This is a genomic window from Halocola ammonii, from assembly GCF_049334165.1.
Taxonomy (GTDB): Bacteria; Bacteroidota; Bacteroidia; order Flavobacteriales_D; family Sanyastnellaceae; genus JBEGHD01.
In genome coordinates, this window is record NZ_JBEGHD010000007.1 from 1 (window position 1) to 23,504 (window position 23,504).

At 44.5% G+C, this 23,504-nt stretch carries 17 protein-coding genes; 12 read left to right on the forward strand and 5 right to left on the reverse strand.

Annotated features, from left to right (window positions below):
* The coding region (locus tag ABHV44_RS08295; RefSeq protein ID WP_459074210.1) for an HYR-like domain-containing protein at positions 1–4,838 on the reverse strand (4,838 nt) is incomplete at its 3' end.
* A 235-nt stretch (positions 4,839–5,073) separates the two neighbouring features.
* Between ABHV44_RS08295 and ABHV44_RS08300 the strand changes: the two genes are divergently transcribed.
* Positions 5,074–5,847 carry a C40 family peptidase gene (locus tag ABHV44_RS08300; protein WP_459074211.1) on the forward strand — a complete coding sequence of 258 codons (774 nt, stop codon included), beginning with the start codon at positions 5,074–5,076 and terminating at the stop codon, positions 5,845–5,847.
* Positions 5,848–5,879: 32 nt separating this feature from the next.
* Complete coding sequence (locus ABHV44_RS08305; RefSeq protein WP_459074212.1) at positions 5,880–7,685, forward strand: sodium:solute symporter family protein; 1,806 nt, start codon at positions 5,880–5,882, stop codon at positions 7,683–7,685.
* A 331-nt stretch (positions 7,686–8,016) separates the two neighbouring features.
* On the opposite strand, the gene ABHV44_RS08310 is transcribed toward ABHV44_RS08305, so the two are convergent.
* Entirely contained in the window at positions 8,017–9,171 is a 1,155-nt protein-coding gene (locus ABHV44_RS08310) for a 3-hydroxyacyl-CoA dehydrogenase NAD-binding domain-containing protein (protein WP_459074405.1), read from the reverse strand.
* Between the two features lie 172 nt (positions 9,172–9,343).
* Here ABHV44_RS08310 and ABHV44_RS08315 point away from each other — a divergent pair, with 172 nt between their 5' ends.
* The 8 genes from ABHV44_RS08315 (at position 9,344) to ABHV44_RS08350 (ending at position 16,249) form a co-directional block, all read left to right on the forward strand.
* On the forward strand, positions 9,344–10,072 hold the full coding sequence (locus tag ABHV44_RS08315) for a DUF547 domain-containing protein (RefSeq protein ID WP_459074213.1): 729 nt from the start codon (positions 9,344–9,346) through the stop codon (positions 10,070–10,072).
* A 34-nt stretch (positions 10,073–10,106) separates the two neighbouring features.
* Positions 10,107–10,604 carry a rhodanese-like domain-containing protein gene (locus tag ABHV44_RS08320; RefSeq protein WP_459074214.1) on the forward strand — a complete coding sequence of 166 codons (498 nt, stop codon included), beginning with the start codon at positions 10,107–10,109 and terminating at the stop codon, positions 10,602–10,604.
* Positions 10,597–11,208 carry a TIGR04282 family arsenosugar biosynthesis glycosyltransferase gene (locus tag ABHV44_RS08325; RefSeq protein ID WP_459074215.1) on the forward strand — a complete coding sequence of 204 codons (612 nt, stop codon included), beginning with the start codon at positions 10,597–10,599 and terminating at the stop codon, positions 11,206–11,208. Before ABHV44_RS08320 ends, ABHV44_RS08325 begins: the two co-directional genes overlap by 8 nt.
* Positions 11,209–11,285: 77 nt before the next feature.
* A complete protein-coding gene (locus ABHV44_RS08330; RefSeq protein WP_459074406.1) occupies positions 11,286–12,098 on the forward strand; it encodes a purine-nucleoside phosphorylase in 813 nt (270 codons plus the stop codon).
* Between the two features lie 509 nt (positions 12,099–12,607).
* Positions 12,608–13,333, forward strand: a complete 726-nt coding sequence (locus tag ABHV44_RS08335) for a glycosyltransferase (protein ID WP_459074216.1) — start codon at positions 12,608–12,610, stop codon at positions 13,331–13,333.
* 60 nt (positions 13,334–13,393) lie between these two features.
* Entirely contained in the window at positions 13,394–14,611 is a 1,218-nt protein-coding gene (locus ABHV44_RS08340; protein WP_459074217.1) for an MFS transporter, read from the forward strand.
* Positions 14,612–14,710: 99 nt separating this feature from the next.
* Positions 14,711–15,502, forward strand: a complete 792-nt coding sequence (locus ABHV44_RS08345; RefSeq protein WP_459074218.1) for a hypothetical protein — start codon at positions 14,711–14,713, stop codon at positions 15,500–15,502.
* 384 nt (positions 15,503–15,886) lie between these two features.
* The gene (locus tag ABHV44_RS08350) at positions 15,887–16,249 is read left to right on the forward strand and encodes a hypothetical protein (protein ID WP_459074219.1); all 363 of its coding nucleotides are present in this window, start codon (positions 15,887–15,889) and stop codon (positions 16,247–16,249) included.
* Between the two features lie 3 nt (positions 16,250–16,252).
* Here ABHV44_RS08350 and ABHV44_RS08355 read toward each other — a convergent pair whose 3' ends face one another.
* On the reverse strand, positions 16,253–17,554 hold the full coding sequence (locus tag ABHV44_RS08355; RefSeq protein WP_459074220.1) for a DEAD/DEAH box helicase: 1,302 nt from the start codon (positions 17,552–17,554) through the stop codon (positions 16,253–16,255).
* A gap of 120 nt (positions 17,555–17,674) precedes the next feature.
* On the opposite strand from ABHV44_RS08355, the gene ABHV44_RS08360 reads away from it, so the two are divergent.
* A complete protein-coding gene (locus ABHV44_RS08360; protein ID WP_459074221.1) occupies positions 17,675–18,868 on the forward strand; it encodes a 1-acyl-sn-glycerol-3-phosphate acyltransferase in 1,194 nt (397 codons plus the stop codon).
* Here the strand turns inward: ABHV44_RS08360 and ABHV44_RS08365 are convergent.
* Complete coding sequence (locus ABHV44_RS08365) at positions 18,865–19,617, reverse strand: TrmH family RNA methyltransferase (protein ID WP_459074222.1); 753 nt, start codon at positions 19,615–19,617, stop codon at positions 18,865–18,867. The two genes, ABHV44_RS08360 and ABHV44_RS08365, sit on opposite strands and share 4 nt — an antisense overlap.
* Positions 19,618–19,716: 99 nt before the next feature.
* On the opposite strand from ABHV44_RS08365, the gene tamL reads away from it, so the two are divergent.
* Positions 19,717–22,209, forward strand: coding sequence for a translocation and assembly module lipoprotein TamL (gene tamL, locus ABHV44_RS08370; protein ID WP_459074223.1), 2,493 nt, complete (start codon positions 19,717–19,719; stop codon positions 22,207–22,209).
* Here the strand turns inward: tamL and ABHV44_RS08375 are convergent.
* The gene (locus ABHV44_RS08375) at positions 22,206–23,480 is read right to left on the reverse strand and encodes an endonuclease/exonuclease/phosphatase family protein (RefSeq protein WP_459074224.1); all 1,275 of its coding nucleotides are present in this window, start codon (positions 23,478–23,480) and stop codon (positions 22,206–22,208) included. The two genes, tamL and ABHV44_RS08375, sit on opposite strands and share 4 nt — an antisense overlap.
* Positions 23,481–23,504 lie beyond the last annotated feature (24 nt).

The window sequence follows — 23,504 nt, forward strand, 5'->3', positions numbered from 1 at the left end:
GAATCAACAGTGCTGTTACCGCAAGCATCAGTAGCAGTGAAAGTGCGAACGATAGTGAAGTTTTGCGCGCAGTCACCAGCGATGGTGTCTACAGCAACTTCTAGCGTTACATCAGAGCAGTTGTCAGAGTATTCAGCACCTGCGTAGTTGATGTCCTCATCGCAGCTATAAGCAGCGTCAGCAGGAACAAACAACTCAGGAGCAGTAGTATCGATCACGTTGATGGTTTGCGTTTGGCTAGTAGCGTTAGCGCAAGCATCAGTGATTGTCCATGTGCGTTCGATTGTGTACTCACCAGCGCAGTCACCTTCGATGATAGTTTCACCATCGTAAGAAAGAGTCACGTCAGTGCAGTTATCGTCAAATCCGATTTGAACTCCATCAACAGAAGGAACTTCGCTGCATTCTACAGTGAGGTCTTCTGGGAAAGAAGTGAATACCGGAGCAACTTCATCGATAAGTGTGATGATTTGCTGGAACTCAGATGAGTTACCGCAAGCATCAGTAGCAACGTAGTCACGGATGATACGACCAGCGCATCCACCAGAAACACCTGTCTCGGTGTAAGTGATAGTTACATCGTTACAGTTGTCAGTAGCTTCGATCATGATGCTGTCATCAATATTGTCGCAAGCCATGTCAACTTCAATTTCACCTTCAATTACAGGAGCGGTAGTGTCCACTACAGTGATGATTTGCTGAGCCGTAGCTTCATTTCCGCAGTCATCAACAGCAGTGAAAGTTCTCACGATTACTGTCTCGCAAGTTGATTCGTCAACTGAATCTTCGAAAGAAACAGAAACAGAACCGCAGTTGTCAGTTGCTGTAGCCATATCTGATGGCAGCTCAGCATCGCACTCTACAGTTACGTTTTCTGGAACGAAATCAAATTCTGGAGCAGTTTCATCGTAGATAGAGATTTCCTGGCTAGCAGAAGATTCGTTTCCGCATCCGTCTACAGCAGTGAAAGTTCTAACGATTGTGTAGTTACCTGGGCAGTCACCAGCAAGTGTGTCAGCTTCTACTGAAACAGTAGCACCTGAACAAACGTCAACAGCTTCTGCATCTTCGTAAACTACTTCCTCATCGCAGCTGTAAGAAGCAGCTTCAGGAACGAAAGTGAACTCTGGAGCAGTGTTGTCAACGATAGTCACTGTGAAAGTGTGCACTACGGTGTTTCCACAGTTATCGGTCGCTGTGAAAGTTTTTCCGCACTCAGCAACTACAGGGCACTCAAGACCTTCTGTTACGAGGAATGGCTCGTAAGTGAATTCTACATTCGCAGAATCTGTACAGTTGTCAAGAGCGTAAGGGAATGAAGTATCAATTTCATCGAGGTAAACAAGAATGTCTTCCAAACCTTCGAAATCAACACACTCGATTGTGAAGTCTTCTGGCATGTCGAAGAACTCTGGTGCAGTTTCATCAACAAGTGTGATGATTTGCTCTGCACTTGCTTCGTTACCACACTCGTCAACCGCTACAAAAGTACGGATGATACGACCTGTGCATCCACCAGAAACCGGCTCGTCATTGTAAGAAACTGAAACTTCACCGCAGTTGTCAGAAACTGGGATTTCAGTAGCTACGATGTTATCGCAAGCCATGTCGATTTCGATTTCGTACTCTCCAAATACTGGAGCAGTAGTGTCTTCAACGAAGATGGTGTGTGAGATTGAAGATTCGTTTCCGCAAGCGTCAACAGCAGTGTAAGTTCTTACAAAGCTATAAGCCTGTGGGCACTCTTCGTTCATCACTTCTTCGCTATCAGAGTAAGATACCTCCACGTCAGAGCAGTTGTCTGAAGCAGCAGGAAGTACTACTGGAATATCATCGCTGCACTCGAAAGTTTCGTTTGACAACTCTACTTCGAATACAGGAGCAGTCGTGTCTACTACCTCGATTGTTTGAGTAGCAATTACTTCGTTTCCGCACTCATCAAATCCGCGGAAGATTCTGTTGAGGGTGTATTCGCTTTCGCACTCACCATCAACGATTTCTTCAGTCATTTCGATATTTACTTCACCGCAGTTGTCTTCAGCAGTTGGGTAAACTACTTCTGGTAGTTCATCGCTGCACTCAACAACTTCGTTTTCTGGGAAAGAAGTAAATACTGGAGAAGTAGTGTCTTCAACAACAATAGTTGCAGAAGCTTCACTTACGTTTTCGCAGTAGTCAGTAGCAACCCAGTTCCACACGATAGTGTAGTTCTGTGGGCAGTCACCTTCAATGATTTCTTCTGTAAACTCAAGCTCTACATCGTATCCGCAAGCATCAGTAGCCGTAACTTCTGGAGTTGGGATCTCATCGCACTCTACAGTACCGCTTTCTGGTACACCCACAATTTCTGGGGCAGTAGTGTCGGTAATAGTGATGTACTGAGTTGCAGTTGATGTGTTTCCGCATCCGTCATCGGCAGTGTAGGTACGAACCAATACACCGAGGCATCCACCTGATTGAAGTTGATCTTCGTAAGTGATATCAACATCCTGGCAGTTGTCCTGAGCAGAAACAAAAATTTGATCCGTTTCATCGCATTCAACAAAAAGCTGAACATCGAAAGGATCGAAAACTGGAGCAGTAGTGTCTACTACAGTGATGATTTGAGTTGCAGTAGCTACGTTTTCGCAACCATCGTTCGCGTAGAAAGTACGCTCGATGATAGTTTCGCAAGAATCTCCCGAAACTGCGTCTTCGTAAGTTACTTCAACATCCTGGCAGTTGTCTTCGGCTTCAGCCAAAACAACAGCTACATCTTCATCACATTCGTAAGTAATATCTTCAGGAACGAAAGTGAATTCCGGTGCAGTAGTGTCTACTACAGTGATCACTTGTTCGTGAATTGCGGTGTTTCCGCAAATATCTTCGGCAATCCATGTGCGAGTAAGAGTGTACTCACATCCTTCACCGTTTTGTTCTTCACCAACGTATTCGATAGAAACGTCTCCAACGCAGTTATCTTCCGCTTCAACTCCTTCGAAGAGTTCAACAGGAAGCTCATCGCATTCTACTGTGAAGTCCTCAGGAACTACAGTGAATACTGGAGCAGTTTCATCATTCACAGTGATAGTCTGTGTTTCAACTACCTGGTTACCGCAATCGTCAGATGCGCGGTAGAGGTAAGTGAACTCAGTGTTGTTAGGGCAGTCAGATTCTTGCTGCTCTTCACACTCAGCATCAACGTTCACGTCACCGTGACCTTCTACGTATTGTCCGTCAACAGTTCCTGTGTAAGTAAACCATCCTGAAAGACCGTAGTTGGTGTTTTTGTTGTTGGCAGCTTCACCAATTTGGAAACCGAACGTGTAGTCAGATGGCATGTGGTAGAAGTTCAAAACATCACCAGCAAAGTCACCCAATCCTGTGAGGGTTGAGAAACCGTCAGCCATTTCGTAGTAAGTCCAGTCTTCGTAGTTAGTTCCGGCAATTCCGAGGTCATCTTTGTAAAGACGTCCCATACCTGACCAGGTATCCCAGTCGCTAGCATTTTGGAACCAAAAATCAACATAGAAAGATTCGCTTGGGTTCATGTCATTAACTACTGTACCGTAGAGGTGAGCAGTACCGTCAGCGAACTGATCGAAAGTTCCACCGTTAGCATCCCATACGAAGTGATCGCTGGAAGCGTAAGAGAAATCATCCAACCAAACACTCCAATCGGCACCTGGTCCGAAAGCAGTTGAAAGATCGCAAGTAGAAATAAGCTCTCCGGTGTTAGACTCGAAGGCTTCAACTTCAACAGATTCTTCGCTGCATGCATCAGTAGCAGAAAGCTGCTCTGGAGCTGGCACTTCTTCGAGGCAGCTAACAGTCAGTTCAGCAACAAACTCATCGAGTTCTGGAGCATCGAGGTCGAAAATTTCAATTGTCTGTGTGCAAGACTCAGAAAGGTCTCCAACAGAAACAGTGAAAGTACGCTCGAGGATTGCCGGGCAACCTTCAGTGTACACTTCAGAAACTTCAACAACGGCTTCGCCATCGCAAGAGCTTTCAAAAGAAACGTCTCCTAGAGACTCAACAGAAATGTCGTCACCACACTCTACAACTGCATCCTCTGGGCAAGTCAGAGCGATAGAGCAAGTGTTGGCGCCTTCAGCGGCATATCCAACGAGGTTGTTTACAAAATTCACAGCGTCTGGTTGTGGAGTCCAGCTTCCGAAATAAGGAATTGTTGCACCACCAGCTACTACCAATCCATTGCCATAAGGCATTTCAGCAAAAACAATCTTGGTGTCGTCAGCTGAGTCCTTTGTGATTCCGGTCATACCAGCCGGGCAAATAATTGCGTGGCCAAACCAGCTTCCATCGATCACAGAAGCCACACCATCATAAGCTGGGTGGTTTGTGTCAACAGCTTCACCCATATCAACGAATGATGGATAGTTAAGTGAAATACCAAACCCGAAATCCATACCATCACCTTCATTAGGAGCGGCATTGATTAAAAGGTGGCCTCCACTAGAAACCCAGCTTTCCATAGCAGCCTGATTGGCCTGAATAAAAGCTTCCATTTCATTGGCGCCTGCATCTCCACCTTCCATATAAATGAAGTCGTGGTTGGCAAAAAGGTCGCCAGCGTTTACTGTCTCGAAACGGAGATCATCCCAGTTTCCGCTACCGAAGACAGCGTCCATAGCATTAGAAGAAGCTCCTGAACTGAATCCCCATAGATTTTGCTGGGAACGCAAAAAGGCAGCTTGAGCACTAAGTTCATTAGTGCTTAGTAACACAAAAAGGAAACTTACCAGCATCACAGCCAGGTTTCCTCGAGAAAATTTTCTAACGGGCGTAGTGCAACAATTGTCACTTGCACCGAAAGAAGTTGTAGAATACCTCATACTTTAAGTTTTTGTTAATAAAGTTGATTTTTGAGGTAAGCCCTACAAGAAGAGATGTGTAGATAGATAAGACTGTTTTCAGTAGTCGACTGCAAAGATAAGTCAATTTCGATGAATCTACCAAATCAATAGACGAAAAAAATTAAATAAAGGACCAATACGCTGTTTTAGAAGATTAAAATCTGACCATCAATACGTTGTAAAAAGTGTATTTTCGAGCAGTGAAATGAAAGTTATGAATGGATTCGGAATTGTAGACCTGGCGGTGATTCCAGGCAGAAAGGAACCACGTGATTCTTCAGAAATGGTTACCCAGTTACTCCTTGGTGAAGTGTACTCCATTGAGGACGAAAAAGAAAAGTGGGTCCAGGTGAAGAATAATTTCGATGAATACGTCTGTTGGATCGATAAAAAGCAATTTGTGGAGATTACTCATGCTGAATTCGATGAGTATAGGCTCAATGAATTTCCGAGAGTAACCAGCTTCAGCTCATCAGGCGGCTTCGAAACCGGAGACCTACTATTACCAGTGGGAGCTGTTCTGCCTTTTTATGGAAAAGGTCATTTTAAAATTCGCAACCAGAAATTTCAATCGGATTGTAAAGTTTCACCTATTTCAAAGGAAAAAATCCCTGAAGTGGCGAAAGGCTATTTGAATACACCTTACCTGTGGGGAGGAAAAACGCAGTGGGGCATCGATTGCAGCGGACTTGTGCAGGTTGTTTTTTCACTTGCGGGAATCAATTTGAAGCGCGATGCCTGGCAACAGGCCGAGCAAGGTGAAACTGTGGCGTTTATAGAAGAGGCCGAAACTGGAGATCTCGCTTTTTTTGATAATTCCGAGGGAAGAATCACGCACGTGGGAATTGTTTTAGACGGTGTAAACGGTGGAAAGGAAATAATTCACGCTTCAGGTCGGGTGCGAATTAATCAGCTCGATCATCAGGGTATTTACGATCGGAACAAGAAGCGCTACACGCATCAGCTCAGAATTATTAAACGGTACTAAACAGTCATCCTCAATTCTATCAACGTTAGCTTATGAATCTTACCGCCCTTGACTGGTCGATCGTTGCCGTCTTTTTTGTCATCACTCTGACAATTGGAATTATCACGTCCAGAAAAGCAGGCAAAAGCAGCAAGGAGTTTTTCCTTTCAGGAAGGAACATGCCGTGGTGGTTGCTGGGTGTTTCAATGGTTGCAACAACTTTCTCTGCTGATACGCCCAATCTGGTTACAGACATTGTTCGCCAACAAGGAGTTTCGGGAAACTGGCAGTGGTGGGCTTTTCTCCTGACTGGAATGCTCACGGTTTTTATTTACGCCAAGCTCTGGCGAAGATCGGGCGTACTCACCGACCTCGAGTTTTACGAATTGCGCTACAGCGGAAAAGAAGCTGCCATTCTGCGGGGATTTCGAGCGCTTTACCTTGGAGTGTTTTTTAATGTGGTGATAATGGCGAGCGTCACTCTTGCAGCCATCAAAATTGGCGGTGTGTTGCTCGGCCTCAATCCCTATGAAACTGTTGTGATCGCTTCCATTGTAACTGTTGCCTACTCAGCTCTAGGTGGATTGCGAGGCGTGATTCTAACGGATTTCTTCCAATTCTTCATCGCAATTATTGGAGCCATTTGGGCAGCGAACGTGATTCTAGATTTGCCTCAGATTGGCGGCCTAACAGGGCTTATGGAAAATGAGCTGGTTATTGATCACACTAATTTTCTTCCAGATTTCAACAATCCCAAAGAACTGATACCTCTGTTTATCATTCCACTCGCAGTGCAATGGTGGAGCGTTTGGTATCCGGGAGCAGAGCCTGGCGGTGGAGGCTACATTGCTCAACGTATGCTCTCGGCAAAGAATGAAAGTCACGCCATTGGAGCTACACTATTTTTCAACATTGCTCACTACGCTTTGCGTCCGTGGCCCTGGATTATCATCGCACTTGCTTCGCTGATTGTTTTTCCGATGACCTCGATAGAAGGAGAGGGGTTGGCTTCTCTTCAAAAGGCTTTTCCCGATGTGCCTTTGAATAAGCTTGGTCACGACATGGCTTACCCAGCTATGTTGACGTACCTTCCTGCGGGGTTGCTCGGACTGGTAGTGGCCTCGCTAATCGCAGCTTTTATGAGCACTATTTCTACTCACCTGAACTGGGGAAGTAGTTACGTAGTCAATGATTTTTTCGTGCGATTTGTCAATCCAGACGCTTCAGAAAAAGATCAGGTTTGGGTTGGTCGGATATCGACCGTGGTGTTGATGATGCTTGCAGCTGTGCTGGCACTTTTTTTAGAGTCAGCGATGGATGTTTTTCAAATTATGTTGCAGATCGGAGCGGGCACCGGATTGATTTTTATCCTGCGTTGGTTTTGGTGGAGAATTAATGCGTACAGCGAGATTTCAGGAATGGTGATTTCATTCATCGTAGCCTTGGTTTTGGTCGGAAGCGATACGGGTCTCGAAAGTTGGCAAGAGCTTCTAATTGGTCTCGGAGTTACAACAGTAGGTTGGGTGCTGGCCACGCTACTCACACCACCAACTGACACAGATAAGCTCCTAAGTTTTTACAAGCTCATCAGACCATACGGAAGCGGCTGGAAGAAACTCTTTAGAAACAACAGTGGTCAGCTCGATTCCGATTTGAATATTGAAGATTTGCCGTCAAGTGGCAGCAGTCTACCGGCCGAAATTTTAGGCATGGTCATCGGCTGTGCTACGGTTTATTCTGCCCTTTTTGCCACCGGAAGCTTTCTTTACAGTAACTACCTTCTGGCCTGGATTCTAACAGTAATTGCTGCTACAGGTGCTGTGGGTATTGTTTTGCTTTGGAAGAAGATTAGGGCGTAGCTAGGTAATGGGCAATCGGCAATAAGCAAATTGCAACGGGTAATTTGCATTTATGGACGTGGCGACTTTGTGCGAAATAACTCTTAGACCATAATGTCGTCCCTCTGGGACTTAGCACATAATTCCAACAAACCGATTATCTACCAAAGTGTCGTCCCGCTGGGACTTTAATAGCATAAATTCAAAATGCCCGGTAAACAACTTTATCTCAAACACCACGGGCACTGCACCTCCGAACACGAGCGTCAAGCTGCTGCAATGATCAATTTCTACTTTATCTCCAATAGACCAATGGTTAACCTTAATTAGGGATGATCATTAATTCGTAATTCTAATAGAACGTCTTCCCGTCCTTTTGCATTTTTCTCAACATCGGGCTGCAGCGATAGCGATCTTCGTGGTACTCGTCATACAGGCGATCCATCGTTTCCACGCAGTGATCAATACCTTTTTCATCTGCCCACTTCAGGAGACCTTTAGGATAGTTCACCCCTTTGGTCATGGCCAGGTCGATGTCATCTCTGGAGGCGATATTCATATAAAGCGCATCCGCTGCTTCATTGATAAGCATCACGAGAATTCTCCAAACAATGTTTTCTCCCAGTTCCTTGTCCTTGTTTGGCTCTGCTTCTTTTGCATCGGCAGAATAGTCGTAATAGCCCCTGTTTGTTTTTCTTCCCAGCCAGCCTGCTTCTGCATGGCGCTTTTGAGTGAATGATGGCTTGTAGCGTGGGTCGTTGTAGAAAGCCTGGAAAACTGATTCAGTCACTGCGTAATTCACATCGTTTCCGATGAAATCCATCAGTTCGAACGGGCCCATGCGGAAACCGCCAATTTCTTTCATGGCCCAGTCGATAGTGGCGAAATCGGCAAAACCTTCATCGTAGATTCGAAGTGCTTCTCCGTAAAAAGGACGAGCAACGCGGTTGACGATAAATCCGGGTGTGTCTTTGGCGAGCACTGTTTTCTTCTTCCAGGAATCAATGAGTACACGCGATTTTTTGGTTGTTTCGTCAGAAGTTTGAACAGCTGGAATAATTTCCACAAGAGGCATCAACGGAGCAGGATTGAAAAAGTGAATTCCAATTACTCGCTCCGGCATTTTGCAAGCTGCAGCTATTGAAGCAATGGACAGCGATGAGGTGTTCGATGCCAGCACAGCTTCATCATCAACGATTTCCTCCAGGTTTTCAAAAACCGCTTTCTTCACATCGATTTTTTCTACGATCGCTTCAATTACCAACTGGCACTCCGAAAAGTCAACGAGATTTTCAGTGTAGGAAATGTTGCCTTCAATTTCTTTTTTCCGCTTGTCATCGATTTTACCTTTTTCGACCAGACGGCTCATGATTTTTGAAAGCTTCTCCTGCGATGTTTTCAGTGCATCGGTGTTTTTGTCAGAAAGCACAACCTTGTGACCTGCCTGCGAGGCCACTTGTGCAATTCCACTTCCCATAGCACCTGCACCTAATATTCCTACTTTAATCATTGTTTTCTATTTCGGTTCGCTGCGAAATTCATTGAAAAATGATGAACTTGCAAGGAGCTGGGGTATTTCTCCAGTGAAATTTGGCCTGCAATGTGATGTAGCGTCCTTGATTTCGTGATCGATTCGTGACGAATCTCCACTACTTTTGATCAAACAAAAATTTGATAACATGTTGAAAACCAAAATGATTTTAGCAGCACTTTTCATCAGTGCATTTTCTTTTATGAATTTGGCCAGAGCTGAAGATGACTCCAATCAAATGCATCAGGTTTGGGATGAGCTTCTCCAAAAATATGTGAGCAATGACGGAATGGTGGATTACTCGGGGTTTAAAAATGATCCGCGATTTAGCCGTTACATTACCGTTCTTCAAAAAATGACTCCCCAATCAGACTGGAGTGATGAAGAAAAGATGGCTTATTGGATTAACGCTTACAACGCCTTTGCCATCAAGCTGGTGACAGAGAATCATCCGTTGAAATCAATTATGGACCTCGAAAAGCCTTTCGAGAAGAAGTTCATCAAAATTGGCAGTCGCACTTTTTCATTGAACGAGATAGAGAATGAAATGCTGAGAAAGCCTTTTGGCGATCCGCGAATTCACTTCGGTGTGAACTGCGCCTCCATCTCTTGTCCGAAGTTGAGTAACCGCGCTTTTACAGCAGAGAATATTGATCAGCAACTCGAAAAGCTCACAACAGAATTTGTCAATAATTCTGAGAAAAACAGAATAACTTCCAACGCAGTTGCCGTTTCTAAGATTTTCGAATGGTACAAGGAGGACTTTACTAAAAATGGCAGTTTGATCGACTGGCTCAATAAATACAGCAAAACTGAAATCAGTGCTGATGCTAGCGTGAGCTACAAAGAGTACGACTGGAACTTAAATGGAAAGTGATGATTTTCAAATTTGAAGTGTTACCTTTTCCGCAATGAAAAATCGGATTAAAAACCTGGCTACGGCCGCAATGATATTTGGTTTCTCCGCTATGGGCTGTTCTCAACACGAAACTTTTGATGCGATGGCCTCGAGCATGGCGGACAAAAATGTGCCTACTGTAAAGCCATCTGAGTTTGATGCCGACACCGTTGTTTTTCTCGACTCGAGAGCGAGAGAAGAATACGAGGTGTCTCACATCAAAAATGCCCGATACGTGGGCTACAAAGATTTCGACCTGAGTAGTGTTTCTGATATTCCAAAGGATCAACCAATTGTGATATACTGCTCGGTGGGTTATCGAAGCGGCAAGATTGGAGAGCAACTTCAGAAAGCAGGATATACGAACGTTCAAAATTTGTACGGAGGCATTTTTTACTGGATGAATCAGGAACTGCCGGTTTATCAGGGCGACACGACTACCAACAAAATTCATCCCTACAACGACAAGTGGGGCAAGTGGCTGACTAATGGCGTCAAAACTTATGAGTGAAAGTCGTCAATCCAGAGCCATTCTAATCATGGCGAAACCACCCGAGCTGGGAAAAGTGAAAACACGACTGGCAAAGGCTGTTGGCAATCAAAAGGCGCTCGATCTCTATAAAATTCTTTTGCGAAATACATTTCTCCGAGCCGGTGAAACCGGGGAACGAGTAGTAGTGTTTTACACCGATGACTTTGATATTTCTCTGGCAGATAATTTTGGTTTTGAGGTTCAGTATCAGGCGGGTAAAGATCTGGGCGAGAAAATGATGAATGTGTTCTGGTGGGCTTTTAAAAATGGAATTGATCAAGCCGTACTAATCGGGACAGACTGCTTTGATATCAACTCTCAAATTCTCGACAAAGCTTTTTCATTGCTTCGATTGAACGATCTGGTTTTCGGACCGGCAAACGATGGAGGTTACTACCTGATCGGGATGAACGAACTTCATGAGAGCCTTTTTAAGAACATTCCCTGGAGCACAGAACACGTGTTGAGGTTTAGCCTGAAAGATGCAGACCAACACAACCTCTCTTACGCTCTGGTAGATGAATTGGTAGATGTAGACACCATTGAGGACTTGCAGAAAACCCAATTGAAAGAACATCTCTAGCGGTTTCAAGGGCGGTTCGATTCGATTTGCTATTTTTCCAACTTTTTGACAGTTAAAAAGAAAGAATACTTATGAGCATGATGGTCCAATTGCAACAGACGGTTGAATATTTGAAATCTAAAGGAGTTGACGCTCCCGAAATTGGAATAGTGCTTGGCACTGGGCTTGGCAAGTTAGTAGACAAGATCGATGTAGAGCATGAAATAAGCTACACCAACATTCCGCATTTCGCAATCGCTACGGTCGAGTACCATTTTGGAAAGCTCATTTACGGAACGCTGGGTGGCAAAAAGGTTGTTGCACTTCAGGGCCGCTACCACTACTACGAAGGCTACTCAATGGATCAAATTGTTTTTCCCGTGCGAGTGATGAAAGTATTGGGAGTAAAGTCTATCCTGCTTTCTAACGCTGCAGGAGCAGTTAACCTCGAATATCAAAAAGGTGACTTGATGCTCGTTGACGATCACATCAATCTTCAGCCGGAGAATCCACTTCGAGGTCCAAACCTCGATGACCTCGGGCCGCGTTTCCCAGACATGAGCCAGCCCTATTCAAAAGAACTCAACGAAAAGCTGAAAAAGCACGCCAAAGGTTGTGGAATCAATCTGCGCGAAGGTGTTTACGTCTCAGTGCAGGGACCCAACCTTGAAACCAGAGCAGAGTATCGCTGGCTGCGAAATATTGGGGCTGATGCTGTAGGCATGAGCACAGTTCCTGAAGTGATTGCCTGCAACCACATGGGCGTTCCCTGCGCTTGCATTTCAGTAATCACAGACATCGGAGACCCCGACAACCTGGAGCCGGTGAATGTCGAAGAAATCATTGCCGTGGCCAGCAAGGCAGAGGTGAAGCTGACGGAGTTGTTGACAGAGTTGGTTACCGCCCTGTAACCTGAGTCAAACCAAGTATTTCGGCCTGCAATTGTACTTGTCGTATCGTGTAGTCTTGGGAAATGTCTATTTTCGATTTTAATAAATTGACATTTCACTAGCGATTATTTTCTATGGATGCCTCCGGATGTATACACATCTATTTTTTCTCGAGCTTCAATCCCACAAGTGTAAGCGCTCGTTGTCGTGGGCTCTATCCGCTTGAGTTTCTAAAACAGAATCGAGGCATAACATTCGATTTCGTTTATCCAGGATATCGGATCAATGAACTGAGCTACTTTCTCCTAGTGTTTTTCAAGGTGCTCCTTTTCCGGAAGAAAAGATCTGTAGTTGTATTCCATAAATTACACAACAACGGTCTGTATACCAGACTTCTGAAACTGTTACTGCGATTTAGGAGTACGAACACGCTTTACGATACAGATGATGCGGATTACATCAGATACGAAGGGAAGAATATTTATCACTTTGCCTCTAAATGCACGGCCTGCACTGTCGGGAGTGACTTTTTGAAAAATCATTTTCACCAGTTTAACAGCAATATTTTTAAACTCACATCACCAGTTCTCGACCATAGAAAAAGAACAATCGAAAAAAGCTCTTCAGTTCTGCATCTTGGATGGGTCGGTGATTTTGGTGTGAATAAAGGACCGTTGTCCGCCTATTGTCATAAAAGGAGCTTTACAGAATTACTTCTTCCTGCTCTTAAGGCTTCAAGCTATCCATTAAAACTGACCATTTTGGGGATCAGAAACCCAATGGATGCCGAAGAAATCAGGTCGGCTTTGAAAGATCGTGAAAATATTGAATTGGAGTTTCCAGGTAATATTGACTGGATAAACGAGGATGAAGTTTATGAGCGAATTTCGGCTTTAGATGTTGGTCTTTCTCCATTGTTAAATCACGATTTCAACAAAGCTAAGTCTGCTTTTAAAGTGAAGCAGTATTTATCCTGCGGGGTGCCTGTGCTGGCAAGTCCTGTTGGTGAAAATTGCTTGTTTGTAACGCCATGTGAAAACGGATTCTTTTGCAATAATTCCAATGATTTTTGTGAAGGTATTGAGAGGTTTCATACAATGGATAGTGAATTGTATGGTAAGTATTCGATGAATGCCCTAAGAACGAAGGAAGAATATTCAGTAAAACAATTTGGCCAAGGGCTGAATGATATCCTCGATCAACTATTATTGAAAAAGTTAAGTGATGAGGAATGTGGTGTTCCTGTCAATTCGTAACACTCGTAACTGCTCCACAGAATGATTAATCTTAATTTTGCCTCCTCTAAACAGTAAATAGTGTCGAAGGAAGTAAATCTCGGTCTAAAGGAGAATTGGCTCCAATTTACTCTTCTGGTCATCGTCAACGCATTCGTAGGTGGCATGGTGGGGATGGAGAGGACGATCATTCCTCAGTTTGCCGAGATGGAATTTGGAGTGGCATCCAAAACTGCAATCCTTTCATTTATCATCGCCTTCGGAATAGCAAAGGCACTCGCCAATTACTACACTGGTAAGCTCGCCAACCGTTATGGCCGAAAAACGATGTTGGTCATCGGTTGGGTTGTTGCTCTGCCAATACCTTTCATTTTGATTTATGCTCCGAGCTGGAACTGGGTGATTTTCGCGAACGTGCTTCTGGGAGTCAGTCAGGGTTTTGCCTGGAGCAGCACAGTAGTGATGAAAATCGATTTGGTGGGAGAAAAGAACAGAGGCCTGGCCATGGGACTCAACGAATTTTCAGGATATCTAGCCGTGGGGATTGTAGCTTTTTTCACGGGATGGATTGCCGATCGTTATGGTGTTACACCGTATCCCTTTTACCTTGGGATTGTACTTTCTGTAGTCGGCTTGTTGCTTTCTATAATATGGGTGCGAGACACCCGAAAGTTTGTGGAAAAGGAAAGCTCCAGTAATAAAACCGTTGATCTCAAAAGTGTTTTTTGGGACACTACCTTAAAGGATAAGACGCTCAGTTCGATTACTCAGGCCGGACTGGTGAATAACCTGAATGACGGAATGATTTGGGGACTGCTTCCAATCCTTCTCGTGTCTTTGAGTTTCGACAACGAAAGCGTGGGAATCATCACAGCTATTTACCCTGCCGTTTGGGGAATTGGGCAGCTTTTCACAGGAAGAATGTCTGACGTATACTCCAAAAAGAAAATGCTCTTCTGGGGAATGCTCGCGCAGGGAATTGCGATTTTTTTCATTCCTCTCAGCAGTCAGTTTTATGTGCTTGCAGGCCTGTGCGTGATTCTCGGTCTTGGCACTGCAATGGTCTATCCCACGTTTTTATCGGCAATTGCACAGGCTACGAGTCCCAATCAAAGAGCTGAGAGCATCGGTACTTTTCGCCTCTGGCGCGATTTGGGTTACGCGTTTGGAGCCATTATTTCTGGAATTACGGCAGATGCTTTTGGAGTGGAATATGCGATTTACCTGATTGCAGGTCTTACTATCACTTCCTCCATAATCATCAGGTTCAGAATGCGAGAAGAGGTGAAGAGCAGGTAGTTTTTTCGCTTTGAAAAGTGTCCAAAGCTTAGTCCTGGTGGGCTAGGTGGCCAGAGGCATAATCATTGATGTTTTTGGGTACACCAAAAAAAGAATACTATGCTTCGCATTCTACTATTACTTCTATTTCCGGTTGTTACACTTTCGAGTTGCACTAATTATCAGTACGTCTCCCTGACAAGCGATGTACCCGCTGAAGAAGGAACCGACCATTATCTGATTCAGGAGAATGATGTCAAGGTGACCATTGAAATTGGTGGGCGAGATATGCTGGTGACTACGAGAATCTACAACCAGTCAAGTCAAGATTTATTTGTCGACCTGTCGTCATCCGTTTTTACCCAAAACAATAAGGTTAAAGGTAACTTACATGGAGATGCAAAAATCGATCTGGTAACAAACTCTTCTTCAATAGATTTTGACGACTTTGAGTCTTCAACTGGTCGGGCTAGAGGCAGGATCACACGGGATCCATCGATAGCTTACATACCACCAGGTGCGTATCTGGAGGTACGAAGACGACCATTCACAGTTTGGTTTCGGTCAGAGAAGTTCACCTACCATGGGAAAAGAAGAGTTTGGGGTGAAGGAGGCGTGATGTACAATGCCGTAGTAGAGCCGCTTGGTTATGAAGCGATGACATTCGGAGTGCATCTGAGAATTGCCAGAAGTCAGGACTTTTCAGATGTATGGGGTATTGAAGCAAATTTTAAAGAATATGAGCTTTACAGTTCTGTTAGCGCATTGCCTTACTTACCAGAAGAATCTCCAGGCTCTTATGTGACTATTGAGAAAACGGGAAAGGGCTTGCCGGCTGTACTGTTACTTACAGGTTTGACAGTTTTGATTATTTCGGCAGACGGAGATGATGACTCAGATGACGGCCAATAAAAAAAGGAGGTAATCCTTTGCGGTTTACCTCCTTGCTAGGTTAGACAGGACAAGCCTGATTTTTTCCAGGACTTCCCTTAAGGGTGGTTTCAAACGTCTTTATATCTTGATTTTCTGATTGTCTTCTAAAAAAAAGAAACCCCTGTGGCACGTTTGACACAGGGGTTCCACATACTTAACACCTTAACCAAAAATACTAACTATGAAAACATTACTCTGAACGTTATCTCTGAGGATAACTCGCTTTGTTTCCGTGGATTGGTTAAATCCAGTACAAATATAGAGTGACACTTTTCCCTATTTTTATGTACTTTACTGAAATTGAAAAAATAGGTGATTCCCTTAGACTGGGATTAGCCTATGCCTGAACAAAATTGGCCCACCATGGAAACAGCTACTTGCCTGCATTGCGGTGAACCTTTGAAAGGAAGATCCGACAAAAAGTTTTGTGACGATCACTGCCGGAATACCTACCACTACGAGAATAACAGAGAGCTTTCAAACTTTACCAGAAAAGTGAATCTTCGATTGAGAAAAAACAGGAATATACTCGCCCGGCTTAATAAGCATGAAAAGACAAAAGTTCATCGAGAGCAGATGCTCGAAGCTGGTTTCAAGTTCAATTACCTGACTAACACTTTCACATCACGCAGAGGATCCACTTATTTCTTCTGCTACGACCAGGGCTACATGGAGCTCGGTAATGATTTCTACATGCTCGTGGTGAAGAAAAAATACGTTGATTAGCTGTTAGCGCTTTTTTCTCGAACGAGGTGGGCGCTTGCCTTTTCGTTTGTTTTCGCGAGCGGCAATCTTGCCTTTCTTTTCGTGGAATGCCCCTTTAAAAGTAGGGTCTTCGCGTCTTTTCAGGTGATCGATTTCACGGAGCTGATCCTGTCTTTCGCCAGTAGGCGTTCGTATTAATTCTACTTCAGCAGGTACTTCAAGTCGCTCAATTTGTTGTTTGATGAGATCCTCGATTTTTTCGATGTGCCACAGCTCGGCCATGTCAGCAAAAGTGATGGCCGTGCCAGCCTGAAGTGCTCTTCCAGTGCGACCAATCCGGTGAATATAATCCTGATAATCTCTCGGAACGCTGAAGTTGATCACGTGACTGACGTTTTGAACGTCTATTCCACGTGCAGAAACATCGGTCGAAACCAAGACTCTGACGTCTCCCTTTCGAAAGTCGTTCAGTGCATTGATTCGGGAATTTTGAGCCTTGTTGGAATGAATAATTCTCGTCCCACCTTCAATTTTCCTTTCCAAAAACTTGCCGGTGTTCTGCGCCATTTCTTTGGTGCGTGTAAAAATCAAAACTCTCGAAAATTCCTTTTCATCTAGCAAGAGGTGAAGCAGCAAGTTTAGCTTCGACTTGATATTGGGAACTTCGTAAAGCTGTTGTTTGACCGTTTCCACCGGAGTAGATGGAGGTGATACTTCGATCCGATCGGGGAAGTCCAGAAACTCCTCTGCAAAGCGCTCTACTTTTTCTGGGAAAGTAGCCGAAAAAAGCAAGTTTTGACGTTTGCTCGGAATCACTTCCTGAATTTTGCGGACCTGTGGCATAAAGCCCATGTCGAGCATGCGATCGGCTTCATCGAGCACTACGAAACGAATTTTTTTGGTGACCAGTCCACCTTTAAGATAAATGTCCATCAATCGGCCAGGCGTAGCCACTACGATGTCGGTTCCCTTTTCCAGCTCTTCGATTTGACTCTTTGGGCCAACGCCACCGTAAAGTGCTACAGACCTGATGTCGGTGTAAGTCGTGAGCATTTTTATGTGGTCGTTAACCTGAAGAACGAGCTCTTTGGTTGGTACCAAAATCAGGCATCTCGGTTCGGTGCCCTGGGCAAACTTCACTTCCTGAAGTAGAGGTAGGAGGTATGCAGCAGTTTTTCCCGTTCCTGTTTGAGCAATACCAATCAAGTCGCGGCCTGAGCGAACTCTTGGAATCGCTTTTTTCTGCACCGGAGTGGGGTCACCAAAACCGGCATCATCGAGCGCGTTCAAAAACTCACGCGTAACTTTGAGGTCTTTAAAATCCATTTCGCTGCAAATGTAGTGACTTAAACTACTTGGAGGCCGGAATAAATCTGCTCTGGAAACGAACGTGAATTGTGGTTTTCGAATTTGTGTAATTTAGCTCCAATTTCAGAAAGATTTGTGATGATTGATGTAAACGATTTCAGCGACATTCGCCCATACACTGATGAAGAGGTTCCTGAGGTAGTCGAGAGGTTGCTCAAAGAACCACTGCTCTACAAGGTGATGGATTGGTTGTATCCCGACCTGAGCGAAGAGGACACGCGGCAGATGCTCAGCGAGGTGAAAAGTGTAGACGACTTCCAGGAAAATATTTCCGGTCCTGCATTTAAGGTGATCACCAGAATGACAACCAGTGGACTCACCTTCACAAACATGGACAACCTCAAGAAAGATGAATCTTATCTCTTTCTTTCGAATCATCGTGACATTATTTTGGACAGTGCACTTTTGAATGTCAGCCTGCTCGAAAAAGGATACAAAACCACTCAAATCGCCATTGGTGACAATCTTCTTCAAAACCCGTTGATTTACGATGTGGTTCGGCTCAACAAGAATTTTATCGTCAATAGAAACGTGAATCCGAAGGAGATGCTTCTTCACTCTAAGCGACTTTCCGCTTACATCCGCAAAACCATAGTCGAAGAAAATACATCGATCTGGATTGCGCACAAAGAAGGGCGCTCGAAGGACAACGATGATCGCACAGCCAGTGGATTGCTCAAAATGCTGACGATGTCTGGCGAAGGAACGATTGAAGACAAACTTCACTCATTGAATATTTTGCCTACGGTAGTGAGCTATGAGTACGATCCGTGCGATTTGTTTAAGGTTCACGAATTGCTCTCGATAAAGCAAACAGGCGAGTACAAGAAGCAAGAGGGAGAAGATTTCAAGAGCATGATGAAGGGACTCACTGGACACAAAGGTGGAGTCAACATCGCGGTAGGTACTGTCTTGAAACGCAGAATCGAAGCGCTAAAAGACATCGACAACAAAAACGACAAGATAAAATCTCTGGCTGCTGCAATCGATCGTCAAATGCACGATATCTACAAGCTTTGGCCATCGAACTACATAGCTTACGATGTACTTCATGGCACTCGCAAGTACAAGGAGCACTACACCAATTTGCAGCGCATTGCCTTCAGAAACTACATCCGAAGCAAGGTGATTCAGATGTCGATTTTCCAGAAAAAGCTTCCAATTCGTGAAGGTTTTAACAAAATGGTGAAAGAGCTTTTGCTCCAGATGTACGCCAACCCCGTTATCAACAAGCTTGAGTCTTCAAAAGACGAACCAGTAAAGCTGAGCTAGGCGTTTCCTTTTTTTCGAAACCATTCAGAGCAAACGATTCCTGCAGCCATGGCCGCGTTGAGAGATTCGGCTCCAATTGCTCCGGGGATGGCAATCATTTCGTCTGCAGCTTGCATGGTTTGCTCACTCATGCCGTGAGATTCGCTACCGATAACTACTGCCGTTCTCTCTGAAAAATCTGTTTCGTAAAGGCTTTGGCCGTGCATGGTCGTGCCATAGCATTTACCGCCAGACTTGCGAAAGCTTTGAATGAACTCCGGCAGGCTTGTGTAGAAAACCTCGGTACGAAAGATCGATCCCATGGTGCTTTGAACCGTTTTTGGATTGTAGAGGTCCACTGTTTCTTCAGAACAAACGATGTGACGAATTCCAAACCACTCTGCTGTCCGGATGATGGTACCAAAATTTCCAGGGTCTTTAATGCCGTCTAAAACTATGCAGTTGTTTTCCAAAAATGAACCTGCCTGTGTTTCTTTTTTCTTCACCACAACAATCATTTCTGGGGCTGTTTTCATCCCGCTCATGCGTTCCATATCTTTCTTCGAAGCAGTCAGAAATTGAATGTCCTCAAGCCAATCATGAACCGGATAATCTTCTCTTACAATGATTTCTTCGGCTTGCCAGTCAAATTCATTCTTAAGAAGTTCCTCAACCATTTTCACACCCTCCACCACGAAGAGTCCCATTTCTTTGCGAAATTTCTTCTGCTGGAGAGATTTTATTTTTTTTATGAGACTTTTAGAGATCACCTGGTTCGAAGCTTGTGTAGTAAATCGCGAATTTAGCCGTTCACGTAAGATTGACGAATTCTTAGCTTTGCGAAATTAACAAATTCAAGTCCCTGCCCTTTGCGGAAACAAGGCCTTTACATATTTCTGATTTTCTCTCTGGCAGTATTTTGCGCTTGTAATCCAACTCGCAGACTTGCCGATGATCAGATTTTTCTAAAGAAACAGGATATCAAAGTGAGCCAATCTGAAGGTGAATTTGATGTTTCTAAAGATGAGATGGAGCCTGTTTTGAAAACCAGGCCAAATCGCAGGATTCTTCTTTTTTTCAAGTTTCACTTGTGGGCCTACAATCTTTTTAGTGAGGACTTTGTAGAGCGCAAGCACCAAAAGAAAGCCGAGCGTAGAGAGCGCAGAAATGAAAGACGCGAACGTAAAGGCAAGGAGCCACTAGACAGCGATTTTACAACCGGGTGGGGCAGATTTAAGTACGATGTGGGCGAACCTCCCGCGGTGTTCGATACAGCAAAAGCTGAAAAATCGATTGAACAACTGAATATTTTTCTCACCAAAGAGGGATACTTTAACAACGAAGTTGACTACAGCTTAAAATATTCTAAAGACAGCTCCAGGGCTGAACTGACTTACCGTGTTGTCCCAAAGCGACCTTATCGACTTCGCAATCTGGAGTACGTCATTAAAGACGAAAATATTCAGCGTGTTGAAGACCTGATCGTACGACAGTCGATTCTTGATAGCAACGAGATTTTTAAGGTGAGTCGATTTGACGATGAACGCGAGCGAATCGCGAACTACCTTAACAATCGCGGTTATTATCGATTCTCGAAGGATTACATTATTTATCAGGCCGACAGTGCTGTGGGCGATCATCAGGTGGATGTGGAGTTGATTTTGAGGACTCCACAAGTGCGCGATGTTGCCGATAGTCTTTCCGCCCAGGAACATAAACGATATTACATTGGAAAGGTCTTCGTCCACACCGATTACAATCCGATTGATCCAGGTTACGGTGCAACGGACACCACTGAGCACCGTGGGGTGAAATTTCTGTACAACAAAACGCTTGGAATAAAGCCCGAGCAGCTTTACTACAACATCTTCATTTTTGAGGGTGACATGTATCAAAAGGATGATGTGTCTGCCACTTACAGAAGGCTCAATCAACTCGGGGTTTTTCGCTCTGTTAACATTCAGTTCGAAGTGGTGGATGAATTTGCCGACAGACAGATTTTGGAAAGTCATATTTATCTGAGTCCTGCCGAGAAGCAAACCTTGAGCGTGGAAACTCGGGGAACCAACCGCGAAGGAATTCTGGGAATTCAGGCCAATTTAGGATATCAACACAGAAATATTTTTCGAGGTGGTGAGGAATTGAGCATTCGCCTGAACACGGGTTTTGAGGCTCAGCAACTGCTCACGGAAACGGATGACGAGCAAGAGCTGAACACGTCTTCTGTACAAGACAACCTGAGTCTGAATACTTTTGAGATCGGTCCAGAGGTTTCTCTAAAGGTGAATCGACTTTTTCCGTTGAGTCTGCGGCAAATCTCGAGAACGAATAACCCGACAACCACTTTTTCTACTGAATTTAATTATCAGACACGCCCCGACTACGAGCGCACTGTATCGCAGTTTCGTATGAGTTACAAGTTCACCGAAAGTGAAGGTTCAAACATTTTTATTGATCCGTTGAGTTTGAGTGTCATTAAAATTCAAAAGAGCGACCTTTTCCAGCAGCGACTCGAAGAAATTAACGACCAGTTTTTGCTCACTAGTTATCAGGATCACCTGATTGCAAGCTCCGGAATTAGTTGGGTGAACAACACCCAGCGAAGAGCTAACCAACGAACTTATTCGTACAACAAGATCAGTGGAGAATTTGCCGGAAATACGTTAAGAGGAATTCTCAGTGCTAGTGATGTGCAGCCAGATGAGGCCGGGTCTTATCGCTTACTAAACATTCAGTTTGCACAGTACTGGAAGTTGGAAAACGACTTCAGATACTACAAAAACTACAACGAGAAAAACACCGTGGTTTATAGGATAGCAGGTGGTTATGGCCAGCCACTGGCAAACCTCGGTCGATTGCCATTCGAGAAAGCATTTTTTGCCGGAGGTGCCAATGGGATTAGAGCGTGGCAAGCCCGAACTTTGGGGCCAGGATCATTTCGTGACTCTACTGCGCTCACGACTTACAACAACATTGGAGAAATTAAGATTTCTGCTAACGTTGAGTATCGTTTTGGCCTCACTAACACCATCGAAGGAGCTCTTTTTGTAGATGCCGGAAATATTTGGCTCATTGAGGAGGAAGAGCTTCGTCCGGGTAGTGGTTTCTCTGAAGATTTCCTCGGAGAAATTGCGATTGGAACAGGCCTCGGAATTCGGCTCGATTTCGACTTTTTCCTGATTCGATTCGACTTTGGTGTTCAACTGAAGGACCCAGCCAAGGTGCCTGGTGAACGATGGGCCTGGGAGCCAAAAACTGAGTACAACGATTACAAAAGAACCATCGCGGAGATGAACGACAATGAGTTCACACCTTATCGCCCGCGAGTCAATCTAAACCTCGGAATTGGTTACCCGTTCTAGCGGACAATTCTTTTGGTCGCATGCATTCCGCTGCCCGAAATCCTGACAATGTAAAACCCAGAATCGCTGTTTTTCAATTTCACGCTCTGCGATTTACCCTTTGGAATGAAATCTATCTCGCGACTTTCTATCAGCCGCCCGCTCAGATCGTAAACATGAAGACTTGGCTGTTTGATGTTTTCGCTGCTTTGGATGGTGAGTGAATTCAGTTCGCGGTTAAAGTTGAGGTCGATTGACTGCCCGGCCTGCAGTTGCTCTTCAATTCCAATAGTTACTTCAGTAGTTAACTCAAGAACTACGGGCAAATGGTCGCTCATGTAATAAAGTGCGCGAATCACAGATTCAGGAACTTCATTGCCGCTCATGCAATCGAGCAAGTCACTGTTATAACACTCTCCGTTGTTGCCCAGCGCGAGGTAAGTTCCCGCGGAGTAGTGAAGACTTGAGGATGGATTCATCAGCGACTCTGAGAGCAAAACAAAATCGAATCTGTCATCCATTCCACCTCCGGCACCATCACCATAAATTTGACTGGATCGAGTTGACTGTGTGAGAATATCCTTGTTAGGGTAAGCACTGCTGTGCCAATTTCCAGGGCTGTCAATGGGGTCTTCCAACACAATATTGTTGCTTTCATCAAGCAAAATTTGATAAGCTTCTTCGGTACTTGTGTAGAGGTTGAAATCTCCACCCAAAAGAACGTGCGTATTGGATGGGAGCTCGTTGAGGTGGTCTACAAAATACTGAGCCATCGAAGCACGAGCTTCTTCGTTTTCATTTCCCTGACTACTTTTTAGGTGAGCCACATAAACGTTGATAAAAGTAGTGTCGGCTCCGTTTTCGAGCTCTTCATCGTTTAGGTAAAGCACAAACTCATTGATGTCTCTTACAAATGTTTGTATGAAATCCTGGCTCTTTAGAGTGAACATCTCTGAGTTGTAAACAAGGTTTTGCTGCAAAGGCCATGAAGTCCCGGGATTTGACTGCTGAGGCAAAAACTCACCTTGAAGGTAGTTCGCATCGAGCATTTCGTTGCAGGCTAGAGTTGCTTGATCGAGGCCACTTTCGGCTTTTAATTCTTGTACCAAAAGCAAGTCTGGTTCGTAGTAATCAACAATTTTTTTGAGCGTGTCTACCCGGTTAGGCATGTCTCCCTGGGGAAAGTTGAGCAGATTGTAGCTCATCACTTTGATGTCAGTTTGAGCTAGCGAAATGCTCGATGAGAGAACCATCGCTCCAAGTAGGAGAGCAAAAGAGTTGAATAATTTCATGCTGGATTATTTTGCGGGCCCAAA